This is a genomic window from Nocardioides oceani, assembly GCF_030412965.1.
Classification (GTDB): domain Bacteria; phylum Actinomycetota; class Actinomycetes; order Propionibacteriales; family Nocardioidaceae; genus Nocardioides; species Nocardioides oceani.
Genome location: NZ_JAUHJQ010000022.1, coordinates 1 through 22343, shown reverse-complemented (window position 1 = coordinate 22343; position 22343 = coordinate 1). Strand labels below are relative to the sequence as shown.

18 protein-coding genes and 2 riboswitches are annotated in these 22343 nt (G+C 63.0%); of the genes, 4 read left to right on the top strand and 14 right to left on the bottom strand.

The features are described from left to right. Positions 1 to 316 precede the first annotated feature (316 nt). Together QWY28_RS22585 and QWY28_RS22580 are read left to right on the top strand one after the other, a co-directional pair. Complete coding sequence (locus QWY28_RS22585; protein WP_300955179.1) at positions 317 to 718, top strand: SDR family oxidoreductase; 402 nt, start codon at positions 317 to 319, stop codon at positions 716 to 718. A 29-nt stretch (positions 719 to 747) separates the two neighbouring features. Then, entirely contained in the window at positions 748 to 1428 is a 681-nt protein-coding gene (locus QWY28_RS22580) for an HAD family hydrolase (RefSeq protein WP_300955178.1), read from the top strand. A gap of 462 nt (positions 1429 to 1890) precedes the next feature. Here QWY28_RS22580 and QWY28_RS22575 read toward each other — a convergent pair whose 3' ends face one another. The 3 genes from QWY28_RS22575 to QWY28_RS22565 form a co-directional block, all read right to left on the bottom strand. After that, a complete protein-coding gene (locus QWY28_RS22575; RefSeq protein ID WP_300955177.1) occupies positions 1891 to 2658 on the bottom strand; it encodes an alpha/beta hydrolase in 768 nt (255 codons plus the stop codon). Positions 2659 to 2822: 164 nt separating this feature from the next. Further along, positions 2823 to 4226 carry a glutamine synthetase family protein gene (locus tag QWY28_RS22570; RefSeq protein WP_300955176.1) on the bottom strand — a complete coding sequence of 468 codons (1404 nt, stop codon included), beginning with the start codon at positions 4224 to 4226 and terminating at the stop codon, positions 2823 to 2825. Then, a complete protein-coding gene (locus tag QWY28_RS22565) occupies positions 4223 to 5857 on the bottom strand; it encodes a flavin-containing monooxygenase (protein ID WP_300955175.1) in 1635 nt (544 codons plus the stop codon). The genes QWY28_RS22570 and QWY28_RS22565 overlap by 4 nt, the downstream gene beginning before the upstream one ends. 258 nt (positions 5858 to 6115) lie before the next feature. Here QWY28_RS22565 and QWY28_RS22560 point away from each other — a divergent pair, with 258 nt between their 5' ends. Beyond that, positions 6116 to 6856 (top strand): FadR/GntR family transcriptional regulator, encoded by a 741-nt coding sequence (locus tag QWY28_RS22560; protein WP_192912069.1) that lies wholly within the window; start codon positions 6116 to 6118, stop codon positions 6854 to 6856. A 65-nt stretch (positions 6857 to 6921) separates the two neighbouring features. Here QWY28_RS22560 and QWY28_RS22555 read toward each other — a convergent pair whose 3' ends face one another. The 11 genes from QWY28_RS22555 to QWY28_RS22505 form a co-directional block, all read right to left on the bottom strand. Further along, entirely contained in the window at positions 6922 to 8295 is a 1374-nt protein-coding gene (locus QWY28_RS22555; protein WP_300955174.1) for an L-serine ammonia-lyase, read from the bottom strand. Beyond that, entirely contained in the window at positions 8292 to 9221 is a 930-nt protein-coding gene (gene lipA / locus QWY28_RS22550; protein WP_300955173.1) for a lipoyl synthase, read from the bottom strand. Before lipA ends, QWY28_RS22555 begins: the two co-directional genes overlap by 4 nt. 16 nt (positions 9222 to 9237) lie before the next feature. Beyond that, complete coding sequence (glyA, locus tag QWY28_RS22545; RefSeq protein WP_300955172.1) at positions 9238 to 10509, bottom strand: serine hydroxymethyltransferase; 1272 nt, start codon at positions 10507 to 10509, stop codon at positions 9238 to 9240. A gap of 1 nt (position 10510) precedes the next feature. Further along, entirely contained in the window at positions 10511 to 10885 is a 375-nt protein-coding gene (gcvH, locus tag QWY28_RS22540; protein ID WP_300955171.1) for a glycine cleavage system protein GcvH, read from the bottom strand. Between the two features lie 60 nt (positions 10886 to 10945). After that, entirely contained in the window at positions 10946 to 12061 is a 1116-nt protein-coding gene (gene gcvT / locus QWY28_RS22535) for a glycine cleavage system aminomethyltransferase GcvT (RefSeq protein WP_300955170.1), read from the bottom strand. Beyond that, positions 12058 to 14940, bottom strand: coding sequence for an aminomethyl-transferring glycine dehydrogenase (gcvP, locus tag QWY28_RS22530; RefSeq protein WP_300955169.1), 2883 nt, complete (start codon positions 14938 to 14940; stop codon positions 12058 to 12060). The genes gcvT and gcvP overlap by 4 nt, the downstream gene beginning before the upstream one ends. Before the next feature lie 49 nt (positions 14941 to 14989). Next, positions 14990 to 15087, bottom strand: a riboswitch (glycine riboswitch). 1 nt (position 15088) lies between these two features. Then, positions 15089 to 15185: riboswitch (glycine riboswitch) on the bottom strand. Between the two features lie 139 nt (positions 15186 to 15324). Continuing rightward, positions 15325 to 16128, bottom strand: coding sequence for a FadR/GntR family transcriptional regulator (locus tag QWY28_RS22525; RefSeq protein ID WP_300955168.1), 804 nt, complete (start codon positions 16126 to 16128; stop codon positions 15325 to 15327). A 219-nt stretch (positions 16129 to 16347) separates the two neighbouring features. Beyond that, on the bottom strand, positions 16348 to 17046 hold the full coding sequence (locus QWY28_RS22520; RefSeq protein WP_300955167.1) for a gamma-glutamyl-gamma-aminobutyrate hydrolase family protein: 699 nt from the start codon (positions 17044 to 17046) through the stop codon (positions 16348 to 16350). Beyond that, complete coding sequence (locus QWY28_RS22515; RefSeq protein WP_300955166.1) at positions 17046 to 17840, bottom strand: 3-oxoacyl-ACP reductase; 795 nt, start codon at positions 17838 to 17840, stop codon at positions 17046 to 17048. The genes QWY28_RS22520 and QWY28_RS22515 overlap by 1 nt, the downstream gene beginning before the upstream one ends. 64 nt (positions 17841 to 17904) lie before the next feature. Next, entirely contained in the window at positions 17905 to 19266 is a 1362-nt protein-coding gene (locus tag QWY28_RS22510) for an aldehyde dehydrogenase family protein (protein WP_300955165.1), read from the bottom strand. Between the two features lie 10 nt (positions 19267 to 19276). Further along, on the bottom strand, positions 19277 to 20638 hold the full coding sequence (locus QWY28_RS22505) for a glutamine synthetase family protein (RefSeq protein WP_300955164.1): 1362 nt from the start codon (positions 20636 to 20638) through the stop codon (positions 19277 to 19279). Between the two features lie 569 nt (positions 20639 to 21207). Here QWY28_RS22505 and eat point away from each other — a divergent pair. Further along, the gene (eat, locus tag QWY28_RS22500; RefSeq protein ID WP_300955163.1) at positions 21208 to 22239 is read left to right on the top strand and encodes an ethanolamine permease; all 1032 of its coding nucleotides are present in this window, start codon (positions 21208 to 21210) and stop codon (positions 22237 to 22239) included. The last annotated feature ends 104 nt before the right edge of the window (positions 22240 to 22343 follow it).

Below are 22343 nucleotides of genomic sequence, written 5' to 3'. Positions count from 1 at the left end.
CAACCACGAACGCCGGCACAGCTCGGCGGGCATGATGAGCCCGGTCAACTACGAGGACACAGCGGCCCCCGACCGGGAAGCCGCATAGAGAAGCCCTCCACGATTCGGGGGGAACCACACAGTGCTGACCCGACAGCATCCTCTGGTCGGTCCACACCTACCTGTGCCGCGCAGCACTCGTCCACGGGCAGCGCCACCTGCGGAGCGGCAACGGTTGACAGGCTCACAAAAGACTAGACTATTGACGGAACGGCGCATCGACTTCGATGCCGTTCGACGACATGAACATCTTCATCGCAAACGAGGAGCAGCCACCATGGTTACCCGACTGCAGGATCGCGTCGCCCTTGAGGCCGGCCCCGCCATCGGCCCGGGACTCGCCATCGGCGGCCCCATAGCCAAGAGAAGAGCTGCGGTCATCATCACTGGCGATCTAGCTCGCAAGGCGGCTGCTGCCGATGAAGTACGGAAGTGGTTCGCGCCCTCGAACGGCACGAAGAAGGACAAGGTAGACAACCTTTCCCAGACAGCACCTCGCCACGGCGGCAGCGTCGGGATCGCTTTCGGCACCGCCCGCTGCGTCCCGCTCGAGGAGGTCTCGACTCTCGACCTCGGCCCCTACGCACTCTTGGCCAACGACGGCTCATCCTTCATGCCGACCGAGAGCTTCCTCATCGACGGCGACATCTCGGTGCCCTACCTAAGGCCGGTGCTGTGATGTCAACTACCGACCCCAGGCGCCCATCGGTGGAAAAACTAATCAACGACTGGAGCAGACGAACAAACCGTGCTGTCATCTTCGACTTCAACGGCACCCTTTCTGACGACGAGTCCATACTGCTGAACAGCTTCACCGATCTCTTCCACAAGTACCTCGGGTGGCAGATGACTCCGGAGGAATACACCGAGCGGCTACTCGGACACAGCGACCGGGAAATCGTTGAAATAGCGGTTCGCACGCATGGCGGCGGCGACTCGGTCCTGGTTGACCAGCTGCTGGCTAGGCACGGAGACCGCTACAAGCAGCTCGTAGCAGAACGTTCTCCGATCACTGATTCGGCTGCGGAACTGGTGGCACACCTGGCGCGCCTCGAGGTCCCTATGGCGATCGTGACAGGCGCACAACGTGACGACGTCCTTGCGGTCTTGAACAACTGTTCGACCGGCGAGCACATCGACTTGTTCGTCACGGTCGAAGACGTCGAGCACGGCAAACCTGACCCCGAGGGGTTTCTTAAGGGTGCGGCGCTACTGGGCGTCGAACCCCAAGACGTTCTTGTTTTCGAGGACTCCGTCCCAGGTATCCAAGGCGCGCTTGCCGCCGGAATGCGGTGCGTTGCCGTCACCGGAGACAACCCTCGTCCTCATGTGCTTGCTCAAGACGTCGCGACCACCCATCGACTGAGCGCCGACCTGCTCGATGTGTGAGCGGACGAAGAAGAAGCGACTCGTTTGAGCTGCTACTGGAGTGGTCGGCCAGCTGCAACGGGCACGTGCGTTCAGCGTCAGTCTATCGTCTCGTAGGTGGATAACCCTCCGTCTGCTCGCGGCCGCAGGTTGATCGCCTCCGCCTCGATTGTTGTCGACGCGCGTCGTTATCTACCCGGGGAAGCTCAACCACACAGGCAGAACTGATGCCGCCCAGGGGCGCTGTCAGCACAGCCACTGAGGGGACGCTGCTTCGGATCTAACGACGGCGCCGAGACGGGTATTGATCTGCTTCCAGTCGACACGTTGCGCAAAGACTCGGTGCTCAGTTCCGTAGTCGGCGATCTCGTCCTTCATACGCCGATGCGAACTACCTCTCGAGCACCGTTCGATGGGCGTTGACTTCTTTTCATCCCGACGCTTCGTCGAGGACCGCTGCGGCGTCGCACCTTCGCAGATTGTTCACGCTCGCTCGTCAAGAAACGCCCGTTGGAGGGCATCGGCTGCTTGCCCTAGCGCAGTCCTCCCTGTCTCGAAAGCGCCTGGGAACTGAGCGAACCCGTGAGTGCTGCCGGGGTGCAGGTGCACGGTCACTGGCACGTCCGCTACGCGAAGTGCCTCGGCGTAGCGCAGACCCTGCGGCGCAATTGGGTCGCATTCGGCAACGACGACGACAGCTTCCGGGAGTCCTCGCAGGTCGGCGCAGTCAAGGGGTGAGCTTTCCGCGCGGTGTCGGTCGGTGGCGTTCGGCAGGTAGTGGTCCTGATGCGAAACCAACTCATCACGGGACAAGACGAGGCCCTCGTACTGCGGGTCGATGCCGACGCTGAGGTCGGTGGTTGTGACGGGATAGAACAGCAGTTGCAGACGGAGCGGCACGCCCATCATGCGTGCCCGGATGGTCAACGCAGCGGCGACGTTCCCGCCGGCGCTGTCGCCCGCCACAGCCAGGCGGTCGACGTCAAGGTCATATTCCGCGCCATGCCCTCGGACCCATGACAGCGCTGCCTCGGCGTCGTCGACGGCTGCTGGGAAGGGGTGCTCGGGTGCGAGCCGGTAGCCGACGCTGAGCACGGCGCATCCGCTTCTTAGAGCCAACTCACGACACATGTGGTCGTGGGTGTTGATGCTGCCGACCACCCAACCTCCCCCGTGAAAGAACAACACGACGGGCAGGGTGCCCTCCGTCGGTCGGTAGAGCCGCGCTTGCACGCGCGAATTGACCGCCATGTCCCGAACCACAGACACCGGTAGCGGTGCTCCGCCGGTTCGCAAGCTTTCTTGCTCATAGCAATCGCGGGCCCGCGCCGGCGACATCAGATGCAGGCTCGGCCGGGCGCGGTTGGCTGCCTCATCAAGAGCCGCAGCGGCTTCACGGCCGGGTATTGCCGGCACTACAGCGCCTCGAGGTAGCGGGCCACTTCCCAGTCGGTGACAGCGATTGACTGGGCCTTCAGTTCCGCACGCTTCATGGCGAGGAAGTGATCAACAAAATCCTCGCCCAGCCACTCGCGAGCGACGGCGCTCGCCTCCAGAAGGTCCAGAGCTTCCGCCAAGCTGGTGGGCAGCAACGGCACCTGCTCGGCTGGCAGCGCGTAGATGTCCATGCTGGTCAGTCCTGGTGGCTCCAGCTTGTTGTGCACCCCATGGAGCCCACCGGCCAGAAGGGCAGCCGTGGCGATGTAGGGGTTGGCGTCAGCTCCCGGCTGACGGTGCTCAAGCCGGGTGCCGTTCTCACCTTCGCAGATCGCCCGCAGGCCAGCGGAGCGATTATCGATTCCCCACGTGGCGGTAGTACCCGCCCAGGAATAGGGGACATAGCGGCGGTAAGAGTTCGGCGTGGGCGCCATCAATGCCGTGAACTCCGCCATCGTGCTGAGGACACCCCCAGCGAAGTGCCGCATAGTCTCAGAGATCTCGTGGGTCTGACCCGGGGCAAAGAAGGCCCCGACGTCTTCCTTGTCTCGCAGGCTGACGTGGATATGACAGCTGTTGCCCGCCCAGGCGCCGTTGGGTTTTGCCATAAAGGTGGCTAGGAGCTCGTGCCGGGCAGCGACCTCTTTGACTGCGGACTTAAAGAGAAAGGCATCGTCGGCGGACTTCAGGCTCTTGTCGTACTGCAGGGTGATTTCGAACTGTCCCGGACCCGTCTCGGGGTTGCACGCCTCGATCGGCAGCCCGTACTCCAGCATGCGATCGCGGATGATGGCGCCGATCGTCTCCTGGTGAGATCCCAGGACGACGCCGTAGGTGCTGGGCGCCTCCTGCAAAGGAACTAGTTCGTCAGCACGTTTGAGATGTTTAGTGCCAACTTTCTCCTTGAGTAGGTAGAACTCCAGCTCCAACGCGCTCATCGGCTCAAATCCCATCGAGCGAGTGCGTTCGACGACACGCTGTAACACGCTCCGGGGCGAGATCGGGACGTGCCCACCATCGTGGGGCAGATGCCAGTCAGCGAGGAGCAGTGCCGTGTCCTCGTGCCAGGGAACTAGGCGCAAGGTCGCCGGATCGATCTTGGCGAAGATGTCGGGGTAGCCAAGCCGCTCAGTCGGGAAGTACCCGTTGATTCCCTCTGGCTTGGCGACAAGGCCAGACTCGTCGACGTGCATCACCCAAAAAACATCACAGAGCGGCATACCGTGCTCAAGCATGCGGGACAATTGACCGGTCGGCATTCGCTTGCCGCGCATTACGCCATGGGTATCGCATCCGCCCACGATGACGGTGCGGACTCCGTGCCGCTCGAGGCAGGCGATCAGGTCGGGGTCCTTCTGCAACTCTTCTTGGAGGTTGATCACGCGTCGACTTCCTTCTTACCAGCACTGGAGGCGCCTAACATGAAGCCGGCGTAGCCGCGGGCAGCGACGTCCTCGGCCTCGCGCCGGTACCGGCCGCAGCCGGCAACGTACGGCATGAATGTGCGTGGCTTGCCGGGGATGTTCGCTCCGACGTACCACGAGTTGGCTTCGGGGTAGAGGGTGTCGGCCGCGAGTTCGGCGACATGCTGCACCCATTGGTCCTCAGCGTCCACCGACGCTTCGATGCGGTTGATGCCGTTCTCGCTCAAGTGGTCTAGGCAGTCCGTGATCCAATCCACGTGCTGCTCGATGGACACCACCATGTTGCTCAGGACTGAGGGGCTGCCCGGGCCAGTGATCATGAACAAGTTGGGGAATCCGGCGGTCTGGATGCCGAGGTAGGTGCGCGGCCCGTGGGCCCACTTGTCAGTGAGGAGGTGGCCCCCGACGCCGCGAATCTCGATTTCCGTCAGCGCGCCGGTGATGGCGTCGAAGCCGATCGCGAAGATGATGGTGTCGACGTCGATCTGTCGGTCACGAAGCTGGATGCCCGTCGTGGTGATCTTGACCAACGGGTTGGAGCGGATGTCCACAAGTTCGACATTGTCGCGGTTGTAGGCCTCGAAGTATCCGATGTCGGTACAGGTGCGCTTCGTGCCGATGTGGTGGCTGGGACACAGGAGTGTTGCCACGTCCTGATTGCGGACTACTGAGCGGATCTTCGCCCGAGCGAAGTCCTGCGCGACTTTGTTCGCCTCCTCACTGGTGAAGAAGTCAGTGAAACCCGAGGACAGTGCGCTGATACCTCCTCGCTGCCAGCCCTCCTCAAACCGCTGCCGGCGCTCCTCGGGGGTGGCCTGCGCCGTGGACCTGTCTGGCGAGTCCACCGGCACGCCGCTCTCGGAGAGTTCGCAAACGGTGCGCCGTTCACGCCAGTCCGCAGTCAGCTCACGCCACTCATCGTCTCGCAGTGAACGGTTGTGCGCCGGCATGCTGTAGTTCGGTGTCCGTTGGAGAACGTACAACTGGTCGGCGTCCTTGGCGACCTGGGGGATGGTCTGGATCCCCGACGAACCCGTTCCTACGACGGCGACCCGCTTTCCGGTCAAGTCCACCGGCCGGTGCGGCCAGCGGCCGGTGTGGAACCACTCCCCCGCGAACTCTTCGAGGCCCAGAACCCGTGGCTGCTTGACGGACGACAGGTTGCCGGTCGCCATGACGACGTAGGTCGCTACCAGTGTCTCGGCGTTGTCGCAGGTGACGAGCCACGCACGTTGCGCCTCATCCCATGTAGTCGACACCACACTGGTGTTGAAAGAGATCTGTCGGCGTAGGTCGAACCTGTCCGCGACGTGCTCGAGGTAACTAAGAATTTCGGGTTGGGCAGCGTACCGCTCGCTCCAACGCCACTCCTGAACAAGTTCGTCGTCAAAGGAGTAGCAGTAGTCAATGCTCTCGATGTCGCAACGGGCACCGGGGTATCGATTCCAATACCAGGTCCCCCCAACGTCGTGCGCACGTTCGATAACCTGGACGCTCATACCGAGCGCACGTAGCCGGTGCAGCATGTACAGCCCGGAGAATCCTGCACCCACGACCACGACATCGAGTTGCCTCGTCGGTTCCATCATGGGTCCTTTCGAGTGACGTGGCTTGCCTGGGGGCTATTCAGATCCCGACGCGGCCTGGAAGGCGACTGCACTTCGTCGAGTCCCTATAACGGATAGCCAACGAGCAAATAGTGGCGGTACGTGCCACAGGTCCTAAGCGGCGCCGCTCGAGGAATGGCCCCGGACTCGACGCCAACGTGTCAGCGGGATCAGCCCAGCTTCCTTGGTGCGGTTTGCATACCAAGAGACCTTAGGGGTCGGACGAGTATGGTGCAAGCGATGTCACATGACGATTTCCTCGTGGCCCCGCTTCACACGCCGCCCGCATACGCGGCCGTCGTGGAGCGGATCCAGCGCGCCTTGACCCTGGGGCTGCTTGTTCCAGGAGATCGGCTTCCAGCCGAACGAGCTCTTTCTCAGGGTATGGGCGTGTCCCGGGTGACAGTCCGAGAAGCGCTGCGAGTCCTGCAGGGCGAGGGCTTGTTGGTGACTAGACGTGGCAGCGGCGGGACAACCGTGGCACCCAACATCGACGGTCTGCGAGGGGCAGATTCCGGACATGAAGAAAGGGTCCGTGAGGTCTTCGAGTTGCGATTGGCGCTGGAGTCCACGGCCGCACGACTAGCCGCCGAACGACACCTTGAAGTGGACCTCGACGAGCTGACCGCTTGTCAGGCTGCTATGGCCAGAAGCACTGACGTACACAGTTTCCGCCGGGCAGACTCGAAATTTCACCTGACCGTCGCGCGAATGAGCGGCAATCACCTCCTCCGACAAGCCATCGAAGACGCCCGAGCGGTAGCCTTCTCCACGCTTGATCGGCGCTCATTTACACCGCTGCAGCGATCGTCCATCCATGACCACGCCGCCGTACTGCAGGCTATCGAGCGACGCGAACCACCAGCTGCAGCTGACGCGATGATGCTTCACATCGTGCGGGCTCGTGCTGAGGTGGAATCGATCCTGAGCCACACTGAGCAGGAACGTGCTCTGCATCGCAGGGGAGAGCGCACCCCCTAATTCCGCAGTTAGGTCGACGCAACCGTTGGTGGCCTCAAGCGCCGTTCGGTGTTCACTGAGGCTTGTTAGCATTCGATCAGGTTGACGGCGAGGCCGCCACGCGAGGTCTCCTTGTACTTGGAGAGCATGTCACGACCGGTGTCGCGCATCGTCCGGATTGCCTTGTCGAGGCTCACCTTGTGCGAACCGTCTCCGCCCAAAGCTAGCCGTGCCGCGTTGATGGCCTTGACCGAGGCGATCGCATTGCGCTCAATGCACGGGATCTGCACCAGGCCGCCGATGGGGTCACAAGTCAGTCCTAGATTGTGCTCGATGCCGATTTCGGCGGCATTTTCTACTTGGTCAGGAGTTCCGCCCAGCACTTCACACAGGGCCCCAGCAGCCATGGAGCAGGCCGATCCGACCTCGCCCTGGCAGCCGACCTCGGCCCCTGATATAGACGCATTCTCTTTGAAAAGGATGCCGACGGCCGCAGCTGTGAGCAGGAAACGCAAGATCCCATCGTCGTCCGCGCCGGGCACGAACCGCACGTAGTAGTGCAGCACAGCCGGGACAATCCCCGCCGCGCCGTTAGTCGGTGCGGTGACAATGCGTCCGCCAGATGCGTTTTCCTCGTTCACGGCCAACGCGAATAAGTTCACCCAGTCCATGACCCTCAAGGGGTCATCGGATCCCCGCCCACTCGTGAGGTCGCGGTATAGATCTGGTGCTCTCCGGGGCACGTTGAGCCCGCCGGGGAGGACGCCCTCTCGGCGGCACCCTGTCTCCACACAAGCCGCCATTACCGACCACAAATGAAGTAGACCCTGTCGGATCTGCGCCTCGGTGCGCCACGCCAGCTCGTTGGCCAGCATCACGTCGCTGATGCTCAGACCCTCACGGGCGCAGATGGACAGGAGCTCCCGGCCGGTGGTGAAGGGAAAGCGGACGGGGGTCGAATCTGGCACCACGCGGTCGGCGCCTGTTGCGCTTTCGTCGACGACGAAGCCGCCGCCCACGGAGTAGTACGAGCGTTCGGCCACGATGAACCCGCCAGCGTCGTAGGCCTCGAAGGTCATTCCGTTGGGATGCGCAGGCAGTGACTTGCGTCGGTGCAGCACCAAATCTGTCTTGGAATTGAACCCGACCTTGTGCGTGCCGGCAAGCGTGATCACCCCGTCGGCGTTGTTGCGGGCGACTCGGGCATCAACGGTATCTGTGTCCACCTCGGCCGGGTCTTCACCCTCCAAACCCAGGATGACGGCCTTAGGCGAGCCGTGGCCGCGACCAGTGGCCCCGAGAGAACCAAACAACTGGGCCCGTACTCGCCTAACGTCACCCAACGTCCCCGTGGCCACAAGATCATCGACGAAACGTTTGGCGGCGCGCATAGGGCCGACCGTGTGTGAGGACGAAGGTCCGATTCCGATGGAGAAGAGGTCGAACGCACTGAGTGTCATTGATCGTTCCTCCGGTTCCTGGCCAAGTTGTACAGGCGACCCGCACGGTAGGACGAACGGACCAGCGGACCGGACAGGGCGCCGGAGAACCCGATCTGGTCGGCCTCGTCCTTGAGCTCCACGAACTCCTGGGGCTTGACCCACCGCTCGACCGGGTGGTGGCGCAGCGAGGGGCGGAGGTACTGCGTGATCGTGATCAGCTCGCACCCCGCCTCGTGGAGGTCGCGCAACGCCTGGCTGACCTCCTCGCGGGTCTCGCCCATGCCGAGGATCAGGTTGGACTTGGTCACCAGGCCGAAGTCGCGCGCCTGGGTGATGACGTCGAGGGACCGCTCGTAGCGGAACGCCGGACGGATGCGCTTGAAGATCCGCGGGACGGTCTCGACGTTGTGCGCGAGGACCTCGGGGCGCGACTCGAAGACCTCCCGCAGGAGGTGCGGCTCACCGTTGAAGTCGGGGATGAGGTTCTCCACGCCGGTGCCCGGGTTGAGCTGGTGGATCGCGCGGACCGTCTCGGCGTAGAGCCAGGCGCCACCGTCGGGCAGGTCGTCGCGCGCGACCCCGGTGATGGTGGCGTACTTCAGCTCCATCTTCTGCACGGACTCGGCGACGCGGCGGGGCTCGTCACGGTCGAGGGGCTGCGGCTTGCCGGTGTCGATCTGGCAGAAGTCGCAGCGGCGGGTGCACTGGTCGCCACCGATCAGGAAGGTGGCTTCCTTGTCCTCCCAGCACTCGAAGATGTTGGGACAGCCCGCGGACTGGCACACCGTGTGCAGGCCCTCGGACTTCACCAGGCTCTGCAGCGCGGTGTACTCCGGTCCCATCTTCGCCCGGGTCTTGATCCACTCCGGCTTGCGCTCGATCGGGGTCTCGGAGTTGCGTACCTCGAGCCGCAGCAGCTTACGCCCCTCCGGCGGGAGGTTCATAGTTGCGCTAGTCATCCTAGAGCTCCGGGTACAGCGGTCGAGCGGCCGCTAGGTTGATTACGCGGTCACGTAACCGGTTCGCCACCTTGTCGTCGAACGCTGGCACCAGCGACTCGGCGATGATGTCACCGACCTCCGCGAAGTCCTGCTCTGTGAACCCCCGCGTAGCGAGCGCCGGGGTGCCGATACGCAACCCCGAGGTAACCATCGGCGGGCGGGGATCGAATGGCACGGCGTTCCGGTTCACAGTGAGTCCAATCGAATGGAGCCGGTTCTCGGCCTCCTGACCGTTGAGCTCCGACTCACGAAGGTCTACAAGCACCAGGTGGACCTCGGTGCCTCCTGTGAGCACCGATACCCCGGCCTCTGCCATGCCTGGAGCAGCCAGCCGATCGGCAATGATGCTCGCCCCCAGCAGGGTGCGGATCTGGCGGTCGCGGAACTCTGGCGACGCGGCCATTTTGAAACCCACGGCCTTCGCCGCGATCACGTGCTCAAGAGGCCCACCTTGTTGGCCGGGGAATACGGCGCTGTTGAGTTTCTTTGCCAAATCCGCATGATTCGTGAGAATGACACCACCGCGGGGCCCGCCGAGCGTCTTGTGGGTGGTGGTGGTCACGACATCAGCAAAAGGCGTGGGGTTGGGATGCTGGCCAGCCGCGACGAGGCCGGCGAAGTGGGCCATGTCGACCATGAGGTACGCATCCACCTCATCGGCGATCTTGCGGAAATGGGCGAAGTCCAGGTGGCGCGGGTAGGCCGACCAACCGGCTACGATCAGTTTCGGCCGATGTTCGACCGCCAATCGCTGTACTTCCTCCATGTCCACGCGGTAGGTGGTGTCGTCGACGTGATAGGCCGCGACGTTGTACAGCTTGCCTGAGAAGTTGAGGCGCATGCCGTGAGTGAGGTGTCCGCCATGTGCCAGGTCCAGACCGAGGATGGTGTCACCCGGCTGGAGCAGGGCGGCCATGGCGGCGGCGTTAGCCTGGGCGCCAGAATGGGGCTGAACGTTGGCGTGCTCCGCGCCGAACAGCTCCTTTACTCTCGAGATGGCGAGCTGCTCGATGGTGTCGACGTGCTCGCATCCCCCGTAGTAACGCCGTCCGGGGTAGCCTTCCGCGTACTTGTTCGTCAGGACCGACCCCTGAGCCTCCATCACCGCAACGGGTGCGAAGTTCTCGCTTGCGATGAGTTCCAGGGTGGACTGCTGACGGTCTAGTTCCGCTCGGATCGCGGCGTGAACTTCCGGGTCGTAGGACGCCAAAGACTCGTTAAGCATGGTCATCTCAGCCCTCGGTCGTAAGTTTGGCGTAGGCCGTGGCATCCAGCAGCGGGGCTTCGCCCTCTAAGCGCATGACGAAAAGCCATCCGGTACCAAACGGGTCGTCGTTGAGCAGTTGCGGGTTGTCCACGACCGCCTGGTTGATCTCGACAACTTCTCCGTTAGCAGGAGCAAAGAGATCGCTGACGGACTTCGTGGATTCAAGCTCGCCGCAAGGCTCGCCAGCAGAAAGTTTGCTGCCGATGGCCGGGAGCTCGATGAACACGACGTCGCCGAGAGCTTCGGATGCGTAAGCGGTCACTCCGACGCGCGCGTTGTCGCCGTCGAACCTGAGCCACTCGTGCTGATCGGTGTAGCTGAGGTCAGTTGGGATGGTCATAGGAATCTCCTGCAAGCTAGTAGTTGTCTGCCCGGGTGGGTTCGTGCCACGACACGCGCATCAGCGATCGCGTCGGTAGAACGGAAGCTTGACCACTTCGACCTGCTCGGTCCGCCCGCGGACGTCAATTTCAAGTTTGGTGCCTGGTTCTACGTCATCTGCGTCGACGATCGCCATGGCGACCGCATGCCCGAGGGTCGGGGACGGTACACCGCTGGTAACGGTCCCAATTCGCTCACTGGTGCCGGGCCGGAGCACGGCATGTCCGGCTCGCGGTGCGCGCCTACCGACACTAGCCAGACCGATCAGACGACGAGCACGGTCGACGTCACGGGCTTCTAAGAGCGCCGCAGCACCGACACTGCCGTCGGGCTTGTCGTGCACGACCACCTTGCCGAGACCGACGTCAAACGGAGTTAATTGAGAGGTCAGCTCCTGACCATACAGTGGCATACCCGCCTCGAGCCGAAGAGAGTCACGGCACGCAAGTCCAGCGGGAACCAGCCCATGCGGGCTGCCCAGAACGGCGAACTCCGACCAGACCTCAACGGCGGCGTCCGCCGCGCAGTACACCTCGAAGCCGTCCTCGCCGGTATACCCGGTACGGGCCAGCAGCACATCATGCTTGCCCACCCTGGCTCCAGCGACCGAGTAATAGGTGAGACCCGACACGTCATCCCCGGTCGCCTCGGCGACAATCAGCGCCGACGAGGGCCCCTGGACCGCGATCAGGCCCCACTCCGCGGAGGCGTCGCGAACCTCGCTCGTGTAACCGCTTGCCCGTGCCACCAGTTCCTCGTACACCCTTCGCACATTGGCGGCATTGGCCACAACCATGAACTTCTCTTGAGTGAGTCGGTACACGATGAGGTCGTCAAGGATGCCGCCGTTGGCGGAAACCAGCATGGAGTAGCGGGCCTGACCAACCTGCATCCGTGACGGCATACTGACCAAGGCGTAGTCGAGGGCGGCTCCGGCCTCGGGGCCACTCAACTCGAGTTCACCCATGTGGGACAGATCGAACATCCCCGCCGCGCGTCTGACCGCGTGGTGTTCTGCGACTTCAGACGTGTACTTCAGCGGCATAGACCAGCCGGCGAAGTCTGTAAGCGTCGCGCCGAGTTGCCGATGAATGTCATGCAGCGGTGTGGTCCTTGCCGCCAGAGGCGACGTCATGCCGAAGCTCCCTGTGGTCCAACAGCGGCAAACGCTTCAGGGGGCGGGCAAGAGCAGACGAGGTTCCTGTCACCATGCGCGTTCTCGATGCGCCCCACGGGGGGCCAGTACTTGTCGGGATCCACACCGGCCGGGAACGCGCCGACTGTTCTCGGGTACGAGCGCCCCCATTGACCCACGAGATCCGCCAAGGTGTGGGGCGCGTGGCGCAGCGGACTCTCCTCCACCGACCAAGTGCCCGCGGCTACCTGCTTGATCTCGGCTGCAATTGCGATCATCGCATCACAGAACCGGTCGATCTCCGCGAGGCTCTCAGACTCGGTCGGCTCGATCATCAGCGTGCCCGCGACCGGGAAAGACATCGTGGGGGCGTGGAAGCCGTAGTCGATCAGCCGTTTGGCGACATCCTCGACGGTGACCCCGGTCTTCGCAGTGGCGGGTCGGATGTCGACGATGCACTCGTGTGCGACCAACCCATCTTCGCCGGTGAACAGAATTGGGAAGTGTGACGCCAGTCGATGGGCGACATAGTTCGCGTTCAGCACGGCAACGTGGCTGCACTCGGTTAAGCCGGAGCCACCCATCATCCGGATGTACGCCCACGGGATGGGAAGGATCCCGGCTGACCCGTAGGGAGCAGCGCTGATGCTTCCGTGGTTCCCGCGACGATCGGCGTCTGGATGTAGGGGGTGGGTCGGCAGATACGGAACTAGGTGTTCCGCTACCGCGACCGGCCCGACCCCGGGTCCCCCTCCACCATGGGGGATGCAAAAAGTCTTATGCAGGTTCAGGTGGGAGACGTCGCCTCCGAACTCGCCGGGCTTGGCGATACCAAGTAGGGCGTTGAGATTTGCCCCATCCACGTACACCTGTCCCCCATGCGCGTGCACGACGTCGCAGAGCTGGGTGATGCTGTCCTCGTAGACACCATGCGTCGACGGGTAGGTCACCATGATGGCGGCCAGGTTGTCAGTGTGCTCGATACACTTTTTCTCCAGCTCCCCCAAGTCGATCGTGCCATCGTCGTGAGAACCCACAACAACGACTCGCATCCCCGCCAAGACCGCGGACGCCGCATTCGTCCCGTGCGCGCTAGAAGGGATCAAGCAGACATCTCGCTGCTCGTCTCCGCGATCCCGGTGCCAAGCCCTAATGGCCAAAAGTCCCGCTAACTCCCCCTGCGAGCCGGCGTTGGGCTGAATTGACACCGCGGCATAACCGGTAATTTCGGCCAACCACCCCTCCAATTGGCGCACAAGCTCGGTGTATCCGGGGGCGTCCTCGGCGGGGGCGAACGGATGCAAGTTCGCGAAGCCGGGCAGGCTTATCGGCTCCATCTCGGTCGTCGCATTCAGTTTCATAGTGCATGAACCCAGCGGAATCATGCCTCGGTCCAGCGCAAAGTCGCGAGCCGAAAGGCGACGTAGGTACCGCAGCATCTCGGTCTCTGAACGATAGCTGTGGAAAACCTGATGAGTGAGGAAGGGACTCTCGCGCCGCAGCGTCGAGGGCATGGCATCGGGTTTCCCCTGATCCATCACGTCCACCTGCTCAAGGGTGCTGAAAGCCTCAAGTACCAGGTCCACGTGTGAGCTGGTGGTGATCTCGGAGCAACTGACTCCGACGTGGTCGGAATCCACCCCCCGCAGCCGCAGGCCCTTAGCGGCCGCGGCCGCGAGCACCTCGTCGGCATGGCCCGGGACGCGCACCAGCAAGGTATCGAAGTAAGCGCCATGTACGACCGGGATACCAACTTCTCGGAGCCCGCTTTCGATGGCGTTGGCATGGGCGTGGACCCGTTCCGCGATTCGTCTCAGCCCGACAGGGCCGTGGTAGACCGCGTACATGGAAGCTACGACGGCCAGCAGCACTTGGGCGGTGCAGATGTTGGAGGTCGCCTTGTCGCGACGGATGTGCTGCTCTCGCGTTTGCAGCGACAGGCGGTACGCGGGCTTCCCGTCGCTGTCCCGAGAGACACCTACCAATCGTCCGGGAAGGTGACGTTGCAGCCCGTCACGCACCGCGATGTAACCGGCGTGAGGGCCACCGTAGAACAACGGCACCCCGAAGCGCTGGGTTGATCCGACCGCAATATCGGCGCCGCACTCTCCCGGCGAGAGAAACATGGTCAGGGCCAAAAGGTCGGCGGCGATGGTGACTAGGGCGCCGCGGTCCTGCGCGCTGCGCACGAGGTGCCGGTGGTCACGGACCGCTCCGGAGGCGCCGGGATAGGAGAGAACTAGGCCGAAGAAGTCATCCTTCGGCAGCGGCTGGGTAACGTCGACTTCGACGACCTCCACTCCAACTGCCGTGGCGCGTGTCCGAAGAATGTCGAGGGTTTGCGGCAACGTGTCCGTGTCGACCAGCACCTTGCTGGACTTTGACGTCGATCCGCGGCGCATGACCATAACGGCCTCCGCCACTGCAGTGGACTCGTCCAAAAGGGAGGCATTGGACATGGGCAGACCCGTCAGATCGCCGACCATCGTCTGGAAGTTCAGCAGCGCCTCAAGTCGGCCTTGGCTGACTTCGGGTTGGTAAGGGGTGTAGGCCGTGTACCAGGCCGGATCCTCAAGCACGTTGCGCCGAATCACCGCTGGGGTAAGCGATGGGTAATAGCCGAGACCGATCATTGGCACCGAAACGACATTGCTTCCCGCAAGGGTCGCCAGTTCTCCGGCCGCTTCGGCCTCCGTGGCCGGTTCCGGCAGACGAAGACCGGTGGTGGTGCGGATCTTCCCAGGGACAGCCGTGTCGATCAAGCTGTCCAGATCCGGAAAACCGATCTCGGCGAGCATTTTGGCGCGACTTTCGGCGTCAATACCGATGTGACGACCAACAAAACCGCGGTCGTAGTCGTCTGCACTCAACGATGTCATAGCAGAGGCTCCTGGTCCTAGGGCCGCGAATGCGACACCTGGTGGGTGGCCTCCCCGCTCTGTCATCGGAAAACCTGAGAGCTTCGCTGCCGAGTGGGCAACTTGCACCGTGGGTGCAGGACACTAGTCCTGACTTTCCAGAGTTCGCCTCACGACAGCGGTAACGGGGCCTGAGAGATTCTCGGGGAGAGTTGCTCCTTCGGCGCCCCCCTCGAGTAGAGGAAGGACTCTCCCGCTGTGGTTCAAGCGGCGAATAGTGTTCAGTTATCTAAGTCCAGAACGTAGTCGTGGCACCGAGTGATGTCAACGGACCACGGGATGGAGCTCAGCGAAAGTATCGCGACCCTGGTGGGTCAAGCTGTAAGGACACGTCGACAGGGTGCGTTAGGAGGGGATCCCGGGCGGCCCATGGGGACCGGTCTCAACAAGATCGGTCGCGTCGCGATCCTCGTTGCCCTGGCGCGTCGGCGCCCCGTCCAGGAACCCATGGAGAAGGGCCGCCGTCCCCGACAGGTGTTCTTGCATTGCTCCGGCTGCGCCTGACTCGTCGCCTGTCAGCACGGCCATCGCGGCGGCACGGTGCTGGTGGTTGGAGTGCGCAATGTTGGGGCCGAGCAGCGGTATCTGATCGAGCAGTTCGTTGAGCGCCATACGGTTGTCGGCTAACAGTGGGGTCAACGTTCGTACCCCTGCGAGTTCTGCGAAAGTCAGGTGCAGGCGAGAGTCCAGCCTTCGATAATCGTCCGGTCCGGCCTGCTCAACCTCACTGAGACGCATCCACAGCACGTCGCGCTCCACAGCCGTCAGGGTTCGCCTCGAAGCCAACCGGATGGCCCCAACCTCGAGGACTTCACGCATGCCGAGCAGGTCAGCAATGTCCGCTGGCGTCCACACACGTCTCGACACCGTCGAGTGGCGCCTCGGCACCGTGTCTGCGAAAAACGTCCCTCCGTACCGTCCGCGCTTGGTGGTGAAGTATTCCGCGTCCGATAGTGACTTGATCGCCTGCCGGACGGTGTCCCTGCTCACTCCTAGTTTACTTGCGAGTTCCCGCTCGGGCGGCAGGGCGTCACCGGGCTCGTACACGCCAAGCCACACCAGCTGCAACAGCCGGTTGACGGTCTCTTCAAAGACATTGCCCGACCGCACCGGTCGGAGCAGGGCCTCGTTGGCGGACTCCTCATTCATTTCGGTCACCATAGTCGCGACCTTGGTGCCATCGCTCGCCAATGCTCCCGGAAATACTTAACGCAGGTCTGACGTGGCAGGGCGGCGCTCCCGCAGCATCGTCCATCGTCTGAGCCGCAAACCGAACGTCTACCAGCCGAGCCGTGGAGCGAGGAGGGCGCGTGGCGCCCGTCAAGCTGGTTCGCTGGACGAGTGAACGCACCGCGACCAAGACGCCGATCAAGGAGCCGCCGCCGCGGCTGCGACCAATGCCCTGAACAAGCCCGCGTCCTCCTGGGTCTCCGGGTGCCATTGCACTGCAAGACGGAACGGGTGTTGCGGGTCCTCCATCGCCTCCAGGGTTCCGTCGGCGGCCCAGGCGACTGGTTCGAAGCCCGGATGGGCGCTGACCGCTTGATGGTGGTGACACCTCACGGCGCCCCGCGCCCCTATAGCTCGAGCCAGTCGGCTGGCGACAACGATGTCGACCGCGATGTCGCCGTACGAGTTCCCACCCGGCGAGTGCTGCTGTGAGCCGACGCGGTCAGGCACATGCTGTTCAAGCACTCCCCCAGCGTGCACCGCCATGAGTTGCATGCCTCGGCAGATGCCTAGCACGGGCAGGCTGATCCTGGCGGCTTCGTCGAGGAGGGCGAGCTCCCACGCGTCACGGTCCTCGCGCCAGCCCATAGTCCGCTCGTGCGGCCGTTCCCCGTACCTCACCGGCTGCACGTCGGGGCCCCCGGCGATCACGAGACCGTCCAGCCGACGTACCACCGATGCGGCTACCCGCGGGACGCTCGACGGGAGCAGCACTGGCGCCCCGCCAGCCCGTTCCACAGACTGCGAATAGCTTGCGGGCAGAACGTCCGCTACTTCGTCCCACACCCCCCATTGCGAGGTTTCACGAGCGGCAGATATGCCGATGACCGGGTGCATCACACAGGGGTAACGTAGGCGCCTGAAATGCCGCCGTCCACCAAGAAGGTAGAGGCGGTGATAAAGCTTGACTCGTCGGAGGCCAAGAACAAAACAGCATTGGCCATCTCCGCGGGCTCAGCAAACCGGCCGAGCGGAACGTGTACCAGTCGGCGCTGGGCACGCTCCGGGTCCGTTGCGAACAGTTCCTGCAGCAAGGGCGTGTTGACCGGTCCTGGACACAGCGCGTTAACTCTCACGCCCTCGCGAGCGAATTGCACACCCAATTCGCGCGACATCGACAGCACACCGCCCTTCGACGCCGAGTACGAGATCTGCGACGTAGCCGCACCCATCACGGCGACGAACGAGGCGGTGTTGATGATGGAGCCGCTTTTCTGCTCGAGCATGTAGGGCAGCGCGGCCTTGCAGCACAGGTAAACGCTGGTCAGATTGACCTCCTGGACCCGCTTCCACGCCTCCAGTTCGGTGTCGAGGATCGAGGCGTCCTCAGGCGGCGAGATCCCGGCGTTGTTAAACGCGATGTCCACCGATCCGTAGGTGGTGAACGCCGTCTCGAACAGTGCGTCGACTTGCCGCTTGTCTGTAACGTCCACGTGCACGTAGGTGCCGCCGACCTGCTCAGCGATCGTGGGCCCCTTCACGTCGTCGACGTCGCCGATGACCACCTTCGCGCCCTCTGCGGCGAACCTCTGCACGACCGCAAGGCCGATGCCGGAGCAACCCCCGGTAACGACGGCGACCTTGCCTTCGATGCGTCCTGCCATGACTTCCACTTCCTTTTCGATGATCATCCAATAATGGGGAGACGGTTACGTGAGGGGCGAACGCCAACTTCCGCTCGCCGGTGGGGCCTAACTACTCGTTACTGATGAAGACGTTCTTGACCTCAGTGAACGAGTGGGGCGCGTCGGGACCGAGCTCGCGGCCCAGACCGGATTGCTTGAACCCGCCGAACGGTGTCCAGTAGCGCACGGCCGAATGAGAGTTGATGCTCAGGTTTCCGGCCTCGACGGCGCGCGATACTCGCAGCGCCCGACCGACGTCCCGCGTGAAAATCGACCCGGACAAACCAAACTCGGTGTCGTTGGCAAGTTGAACTGCCTGCGCCTCGTCGTCAAAGGGCATCACCGCCACGACCGGACCGAACACCTCATCGCGCCAGATGCGCTCGCTTGGATCGTCCGTCAAGACGACCGTCGGTGCGAACCAAAACCCGGGGCCGTCGGGGCGCGAGCCGGAAAAAGCTACCTCAACGTCGTCGACGTAGCCCTGCACGGTGGCCTTCTGTGCCGCCGAAATGAGGGGGCCCATTTCGCTGGAGCGATCAGAGGGGTCGAGTACCTTGACGCCCTGCACGGCCGGTTCGAGCAGCGATACGAACTCGTCGTAGGCGGAGCGCTCCACAAGGATGCGAGAGCGGGCGCAGCAATCCTGCCCAGCATTGTCGAACACTGCGGACGGCGCAGCTGCCGCGGCCTTAGCTAGGTCGGCGTCCGCAAACACGATGTTGGCGCTCTTACCGCCAAGCTCGAGCGTCACGCGCTTCACTTGGTCGGCGCAGCCAGCCATGATGCGTTTACCGACCCCCGTCGAGCCGGTGAAGCATACCTTCCGAACGGTCGGGTGGGTCACGAACCGCTCACCCACAATCGATCCTCGTCCGGGCACGATCGTAAGAACGCCCTCAGGCAGGCCGGCCATCAGCGCCAACTCACCCAAACGGATGGCGGTCAGCGGAGTCAGCTCGGCCGGTTTAAGGACGACGGTGTTGCCGGCCGCCAGCGCAGGACCGAAACCCCAGGCCGCGATAGGCATCGGGAAATTCCACGGCACGATGATGCCGACGACACCAAGCGGCTCGTGGAAAGTTATGTCGACACCACCACCCACGGGAATCTGGTGTCCAGTCAGACGTTCTGGACTCGCCGAGTAGTAGTTGAGCACGTCGCGGACGTTGCCCGCTTCCCACACCGCGTTGCCCCACGTGTGGCCGGAATTGCGTACTTCGAGTTCGGCAAGTTCCTCCACGTGCGCATCGACAACCGAAGCAAATCGACGCAGCAGAGTGGCGCGCTCCCCAGGCGTGATGGCCCGCCAGGCTGGCAGGGCTGCGGCCGCTCGGTCTATTGCGGCATCAACGGCCGCGAGGTCGGCCATTTGCACATCTGCGACGGCCTGTTCAGTCGCAGGGTTCACGACGGTATATGTGTTGCTCACGGGGGCTCCCTTACATGCGTTCGAAGCTGCGACGCAGCTCCCAGTCGGTGACGGACGCTTCAAAGGCCTTGAGTTCGACGTCGGCCATGGTGGTGTAGTGATCGACAACTTCGTCGCCGAGAATCTGCCTGGCGGCCGCCGACGTGGTGAAGGCGTCGCGCGCTTCACGCAGGGTGTTCGGGACCTTTGGCTTGTCGGAGGTGTACGCGTTTCCGGTCAACTCCGGCTCGAGTTCCAACTTGTGCTCGATGCCGTAGAGGCCAGCGCCCAGCATCGCCGCGAGAGCTAGGTATGGGTTTGCGTCACCGCCAGGCACGCGGTTCTCCAGCCGCGCCCCCGCTCCCTTCCCCACCAACCGGATCGCGCAGGAGCGGTTGTCGAGTCCCCACGCAACGGTGGTCGGGGCGAAAGAACCGTCGGCGAAACGTTTATATGAATTGACGTTCGGCGCGTACAGCAACGTAAAGTCTCGCATCATCGTTAGGACCCCCGCGATGAATTGGTCGTAGAGCGGTGTGCGGGCGCCGTCGCGCCAGAACACGATCTCGTCCTCCAGGCCACGCAGCGACAGGTGGATGTGGCAGGAGTTGCCTTCACGCTCGTTATACTTAGCCATAAACGTCAGCGCTTGGCCGTGCTGCGCGGCGATCTCCTTGGCGGCGGTCTTGTATACCGAGTGGTTGTCGGCGGTAGCAACGACATCGTCGTACAAGAAGCCGATCTCATGTTGACCGAAGTTGCATTCCCCCTTCGCGCATTCAACATCCATGCCCGCCGCGTACATCGTGTTACGGATGTCGCGTAGGAGTGGCTCGACGCGAGAAGTGCCGAGGATCGAATAGTCCACGTTGTACTGGTTAGAAGGTGTCAGATCCCGGTAGTTCGACGACCAGGCCTCTTCGTAGGTTGTATCGAAGACGATGAACTCCAGCTCGGTACCCGCTTTGGCGACGTAGCCGGCTTGCGTTGCCTTCTCAACCTGCGCTTTGAGGATCGTGCGTGGCGACTGCATCACGGGACTCTCGTCGAGCCACGTTAGGTCGCACTGGATGATCGCGGTCTTTGGCAGATGATTAAGAACGCGGATTGTGTCGAAGTCGAGGGCGAACTCCATGTCTCCGTAGCCCTTTTCCCACGAGCTCATGGCGTATCCCTCAACCGTGTTCATATCAACGTCTACACTGAGTAGGTAGTTACACCCCTCGGTGCCATGCTTTGCAACCACATCCACGAAGTACCGACCGTGGAAGCGTTTGCCCAGGAGCCGTCCCTGCATGTCCGTGAACGCCACGATCACCGTGTCGATCAGGTCCGCCTCAATACGGGCTACGAGTTCGTCTGCGCTTAAGAGCCGCGCGTTTCGCTGTGTCACTAAGCCATCCCTTTCGTAAGCAGGCCTGCGTCGCTTGTCGTCAAGCAATGGCCGTGTAACACACCATTGAGGGGTCCGAACGCGGCGCGTTCCCATCGTGTTCGATCCAACAGTGTTTCAGGTACAAGAACGAGCGTCAACGACTAATGGTCGGTAAGCGCGCCAATGATGAGTTCTAGCAAACCGAGTTCAGCTCCAGTTTTAGTCTCAGGACACGAGCTGTGCCGGTCCTCGCAAGATGCCCGAACTACCCCGCCATCCCGGGCTTCGCCTGCGCTGACGTGCCCGCCTCGCCGTGTTGCAGTCGAGGAGGTTCCAAGGACCGCTCGCGGCCGGCTTGGCCTGACTGCGGTCCATTGCGACCATGGAAGCAGTGCGGCCCTCGCCATGTCAATGGTTTGGTGGCGATCCTTTAGGCCGAAGTGCAGGGGCCCTCGGCCGCAAGCCTCCGGGGGGTTGACACGTGCGTGTGGCGCGCGTCACCCTCATCGCGAGGTTTGTAAAGGCATGGTCGTCGCCCCTTTACGCGCGTGGCGGGAGGTGCCGTACCGATGAGGACAGGGAGCCGCATGAGCACTGAACGACGTCGAGTGCGTGGAGTCGACTACGAGCAGGTCAGTTCTGACTACTTGGAGCATCGCCAGTTGCGCCGGGGCGCTGCGGGTTGGGTCCTGCTCGCGGGGCTCGGGGTCGCGTACGTGATCTCGGGGGACTTCGCCGGATGGAACTTTGGGCTGGCAGAGGGCGGGTGGGGTGGTCTATTCATTGCGACGGTCCTAATGGCGACCATGTACACGTGCATGGTCTTCGGTCTGGCCGAGCTAGCGTCCGCTCTGCCGGTGGCGGGCGCTGGCTATGGTTTCGCGCGCCGGGCGTTGGGGCCACTTGGAGGCTTCGCAACGGGAATGGCCATCCTGATCGAGTACGCCATAGCTCCAGCGGCCATCTCGGTGTTCATCGGCGGCTACATTGAGGCTCTTGGCTTGTTCGGCCTGACAAGTGGGTGGCCGATCTACCTGGCGTGCTATGCCGTGTTCGTTGGGATCCATCTGTACGGCGTGGGTGAGGCACTGCGGTTGATGTTTGCCATCACGGCCGTGGCCCTCGTTGCGCTGGTGGTCTTTGTGATCGCAATGGCTCCGAAGTTTGAGTTCGCTAACCTGTTTGACATCGAGCCGACAGGCGCGGCCGGCGCGAACAGTTTCATTCCGTTCGGGTATGCCGGCGTTCTAGGGGCACTGGTGTACGGAATTTGGTTCTTCCTTGCGGTCGAGGGAGTCCCGTTGGCGGCAGAAGAGGCTAACGACCCGGAGCGGGACATGCCACGCGGGATCATCACTGCGATGACGATTCTGCTCGTGACCGCTGCACTGATGCTGTTCATTGCGCCCGGCGGTGCCGGGTCCTCGGCGATTGCGGACTCGGACAACCCTCTTCCGGAGGCCATCCGATCCGCCTTTGGCGGGGACACCTGGGTAGCCGACTTCGTCAACTACGTGGGCTTAGCGGGCCTAGTCGCCAGCTTTTTCTCGATCGTGTTCGCCTATTCGCGGCAGTTGTTTGCCCTCTCCCGGGCGGGTTATCTGGCTCTTCACAGTTGAGGGTGTAGCGGACGACGCGGCCGGGGTCGGCGCGTCGGTGCCGGGATAGAGGTCGAGGTCTTTCGAAGATGGCGGTTCCTACGCCAGCCACCCGAAAGACCTCG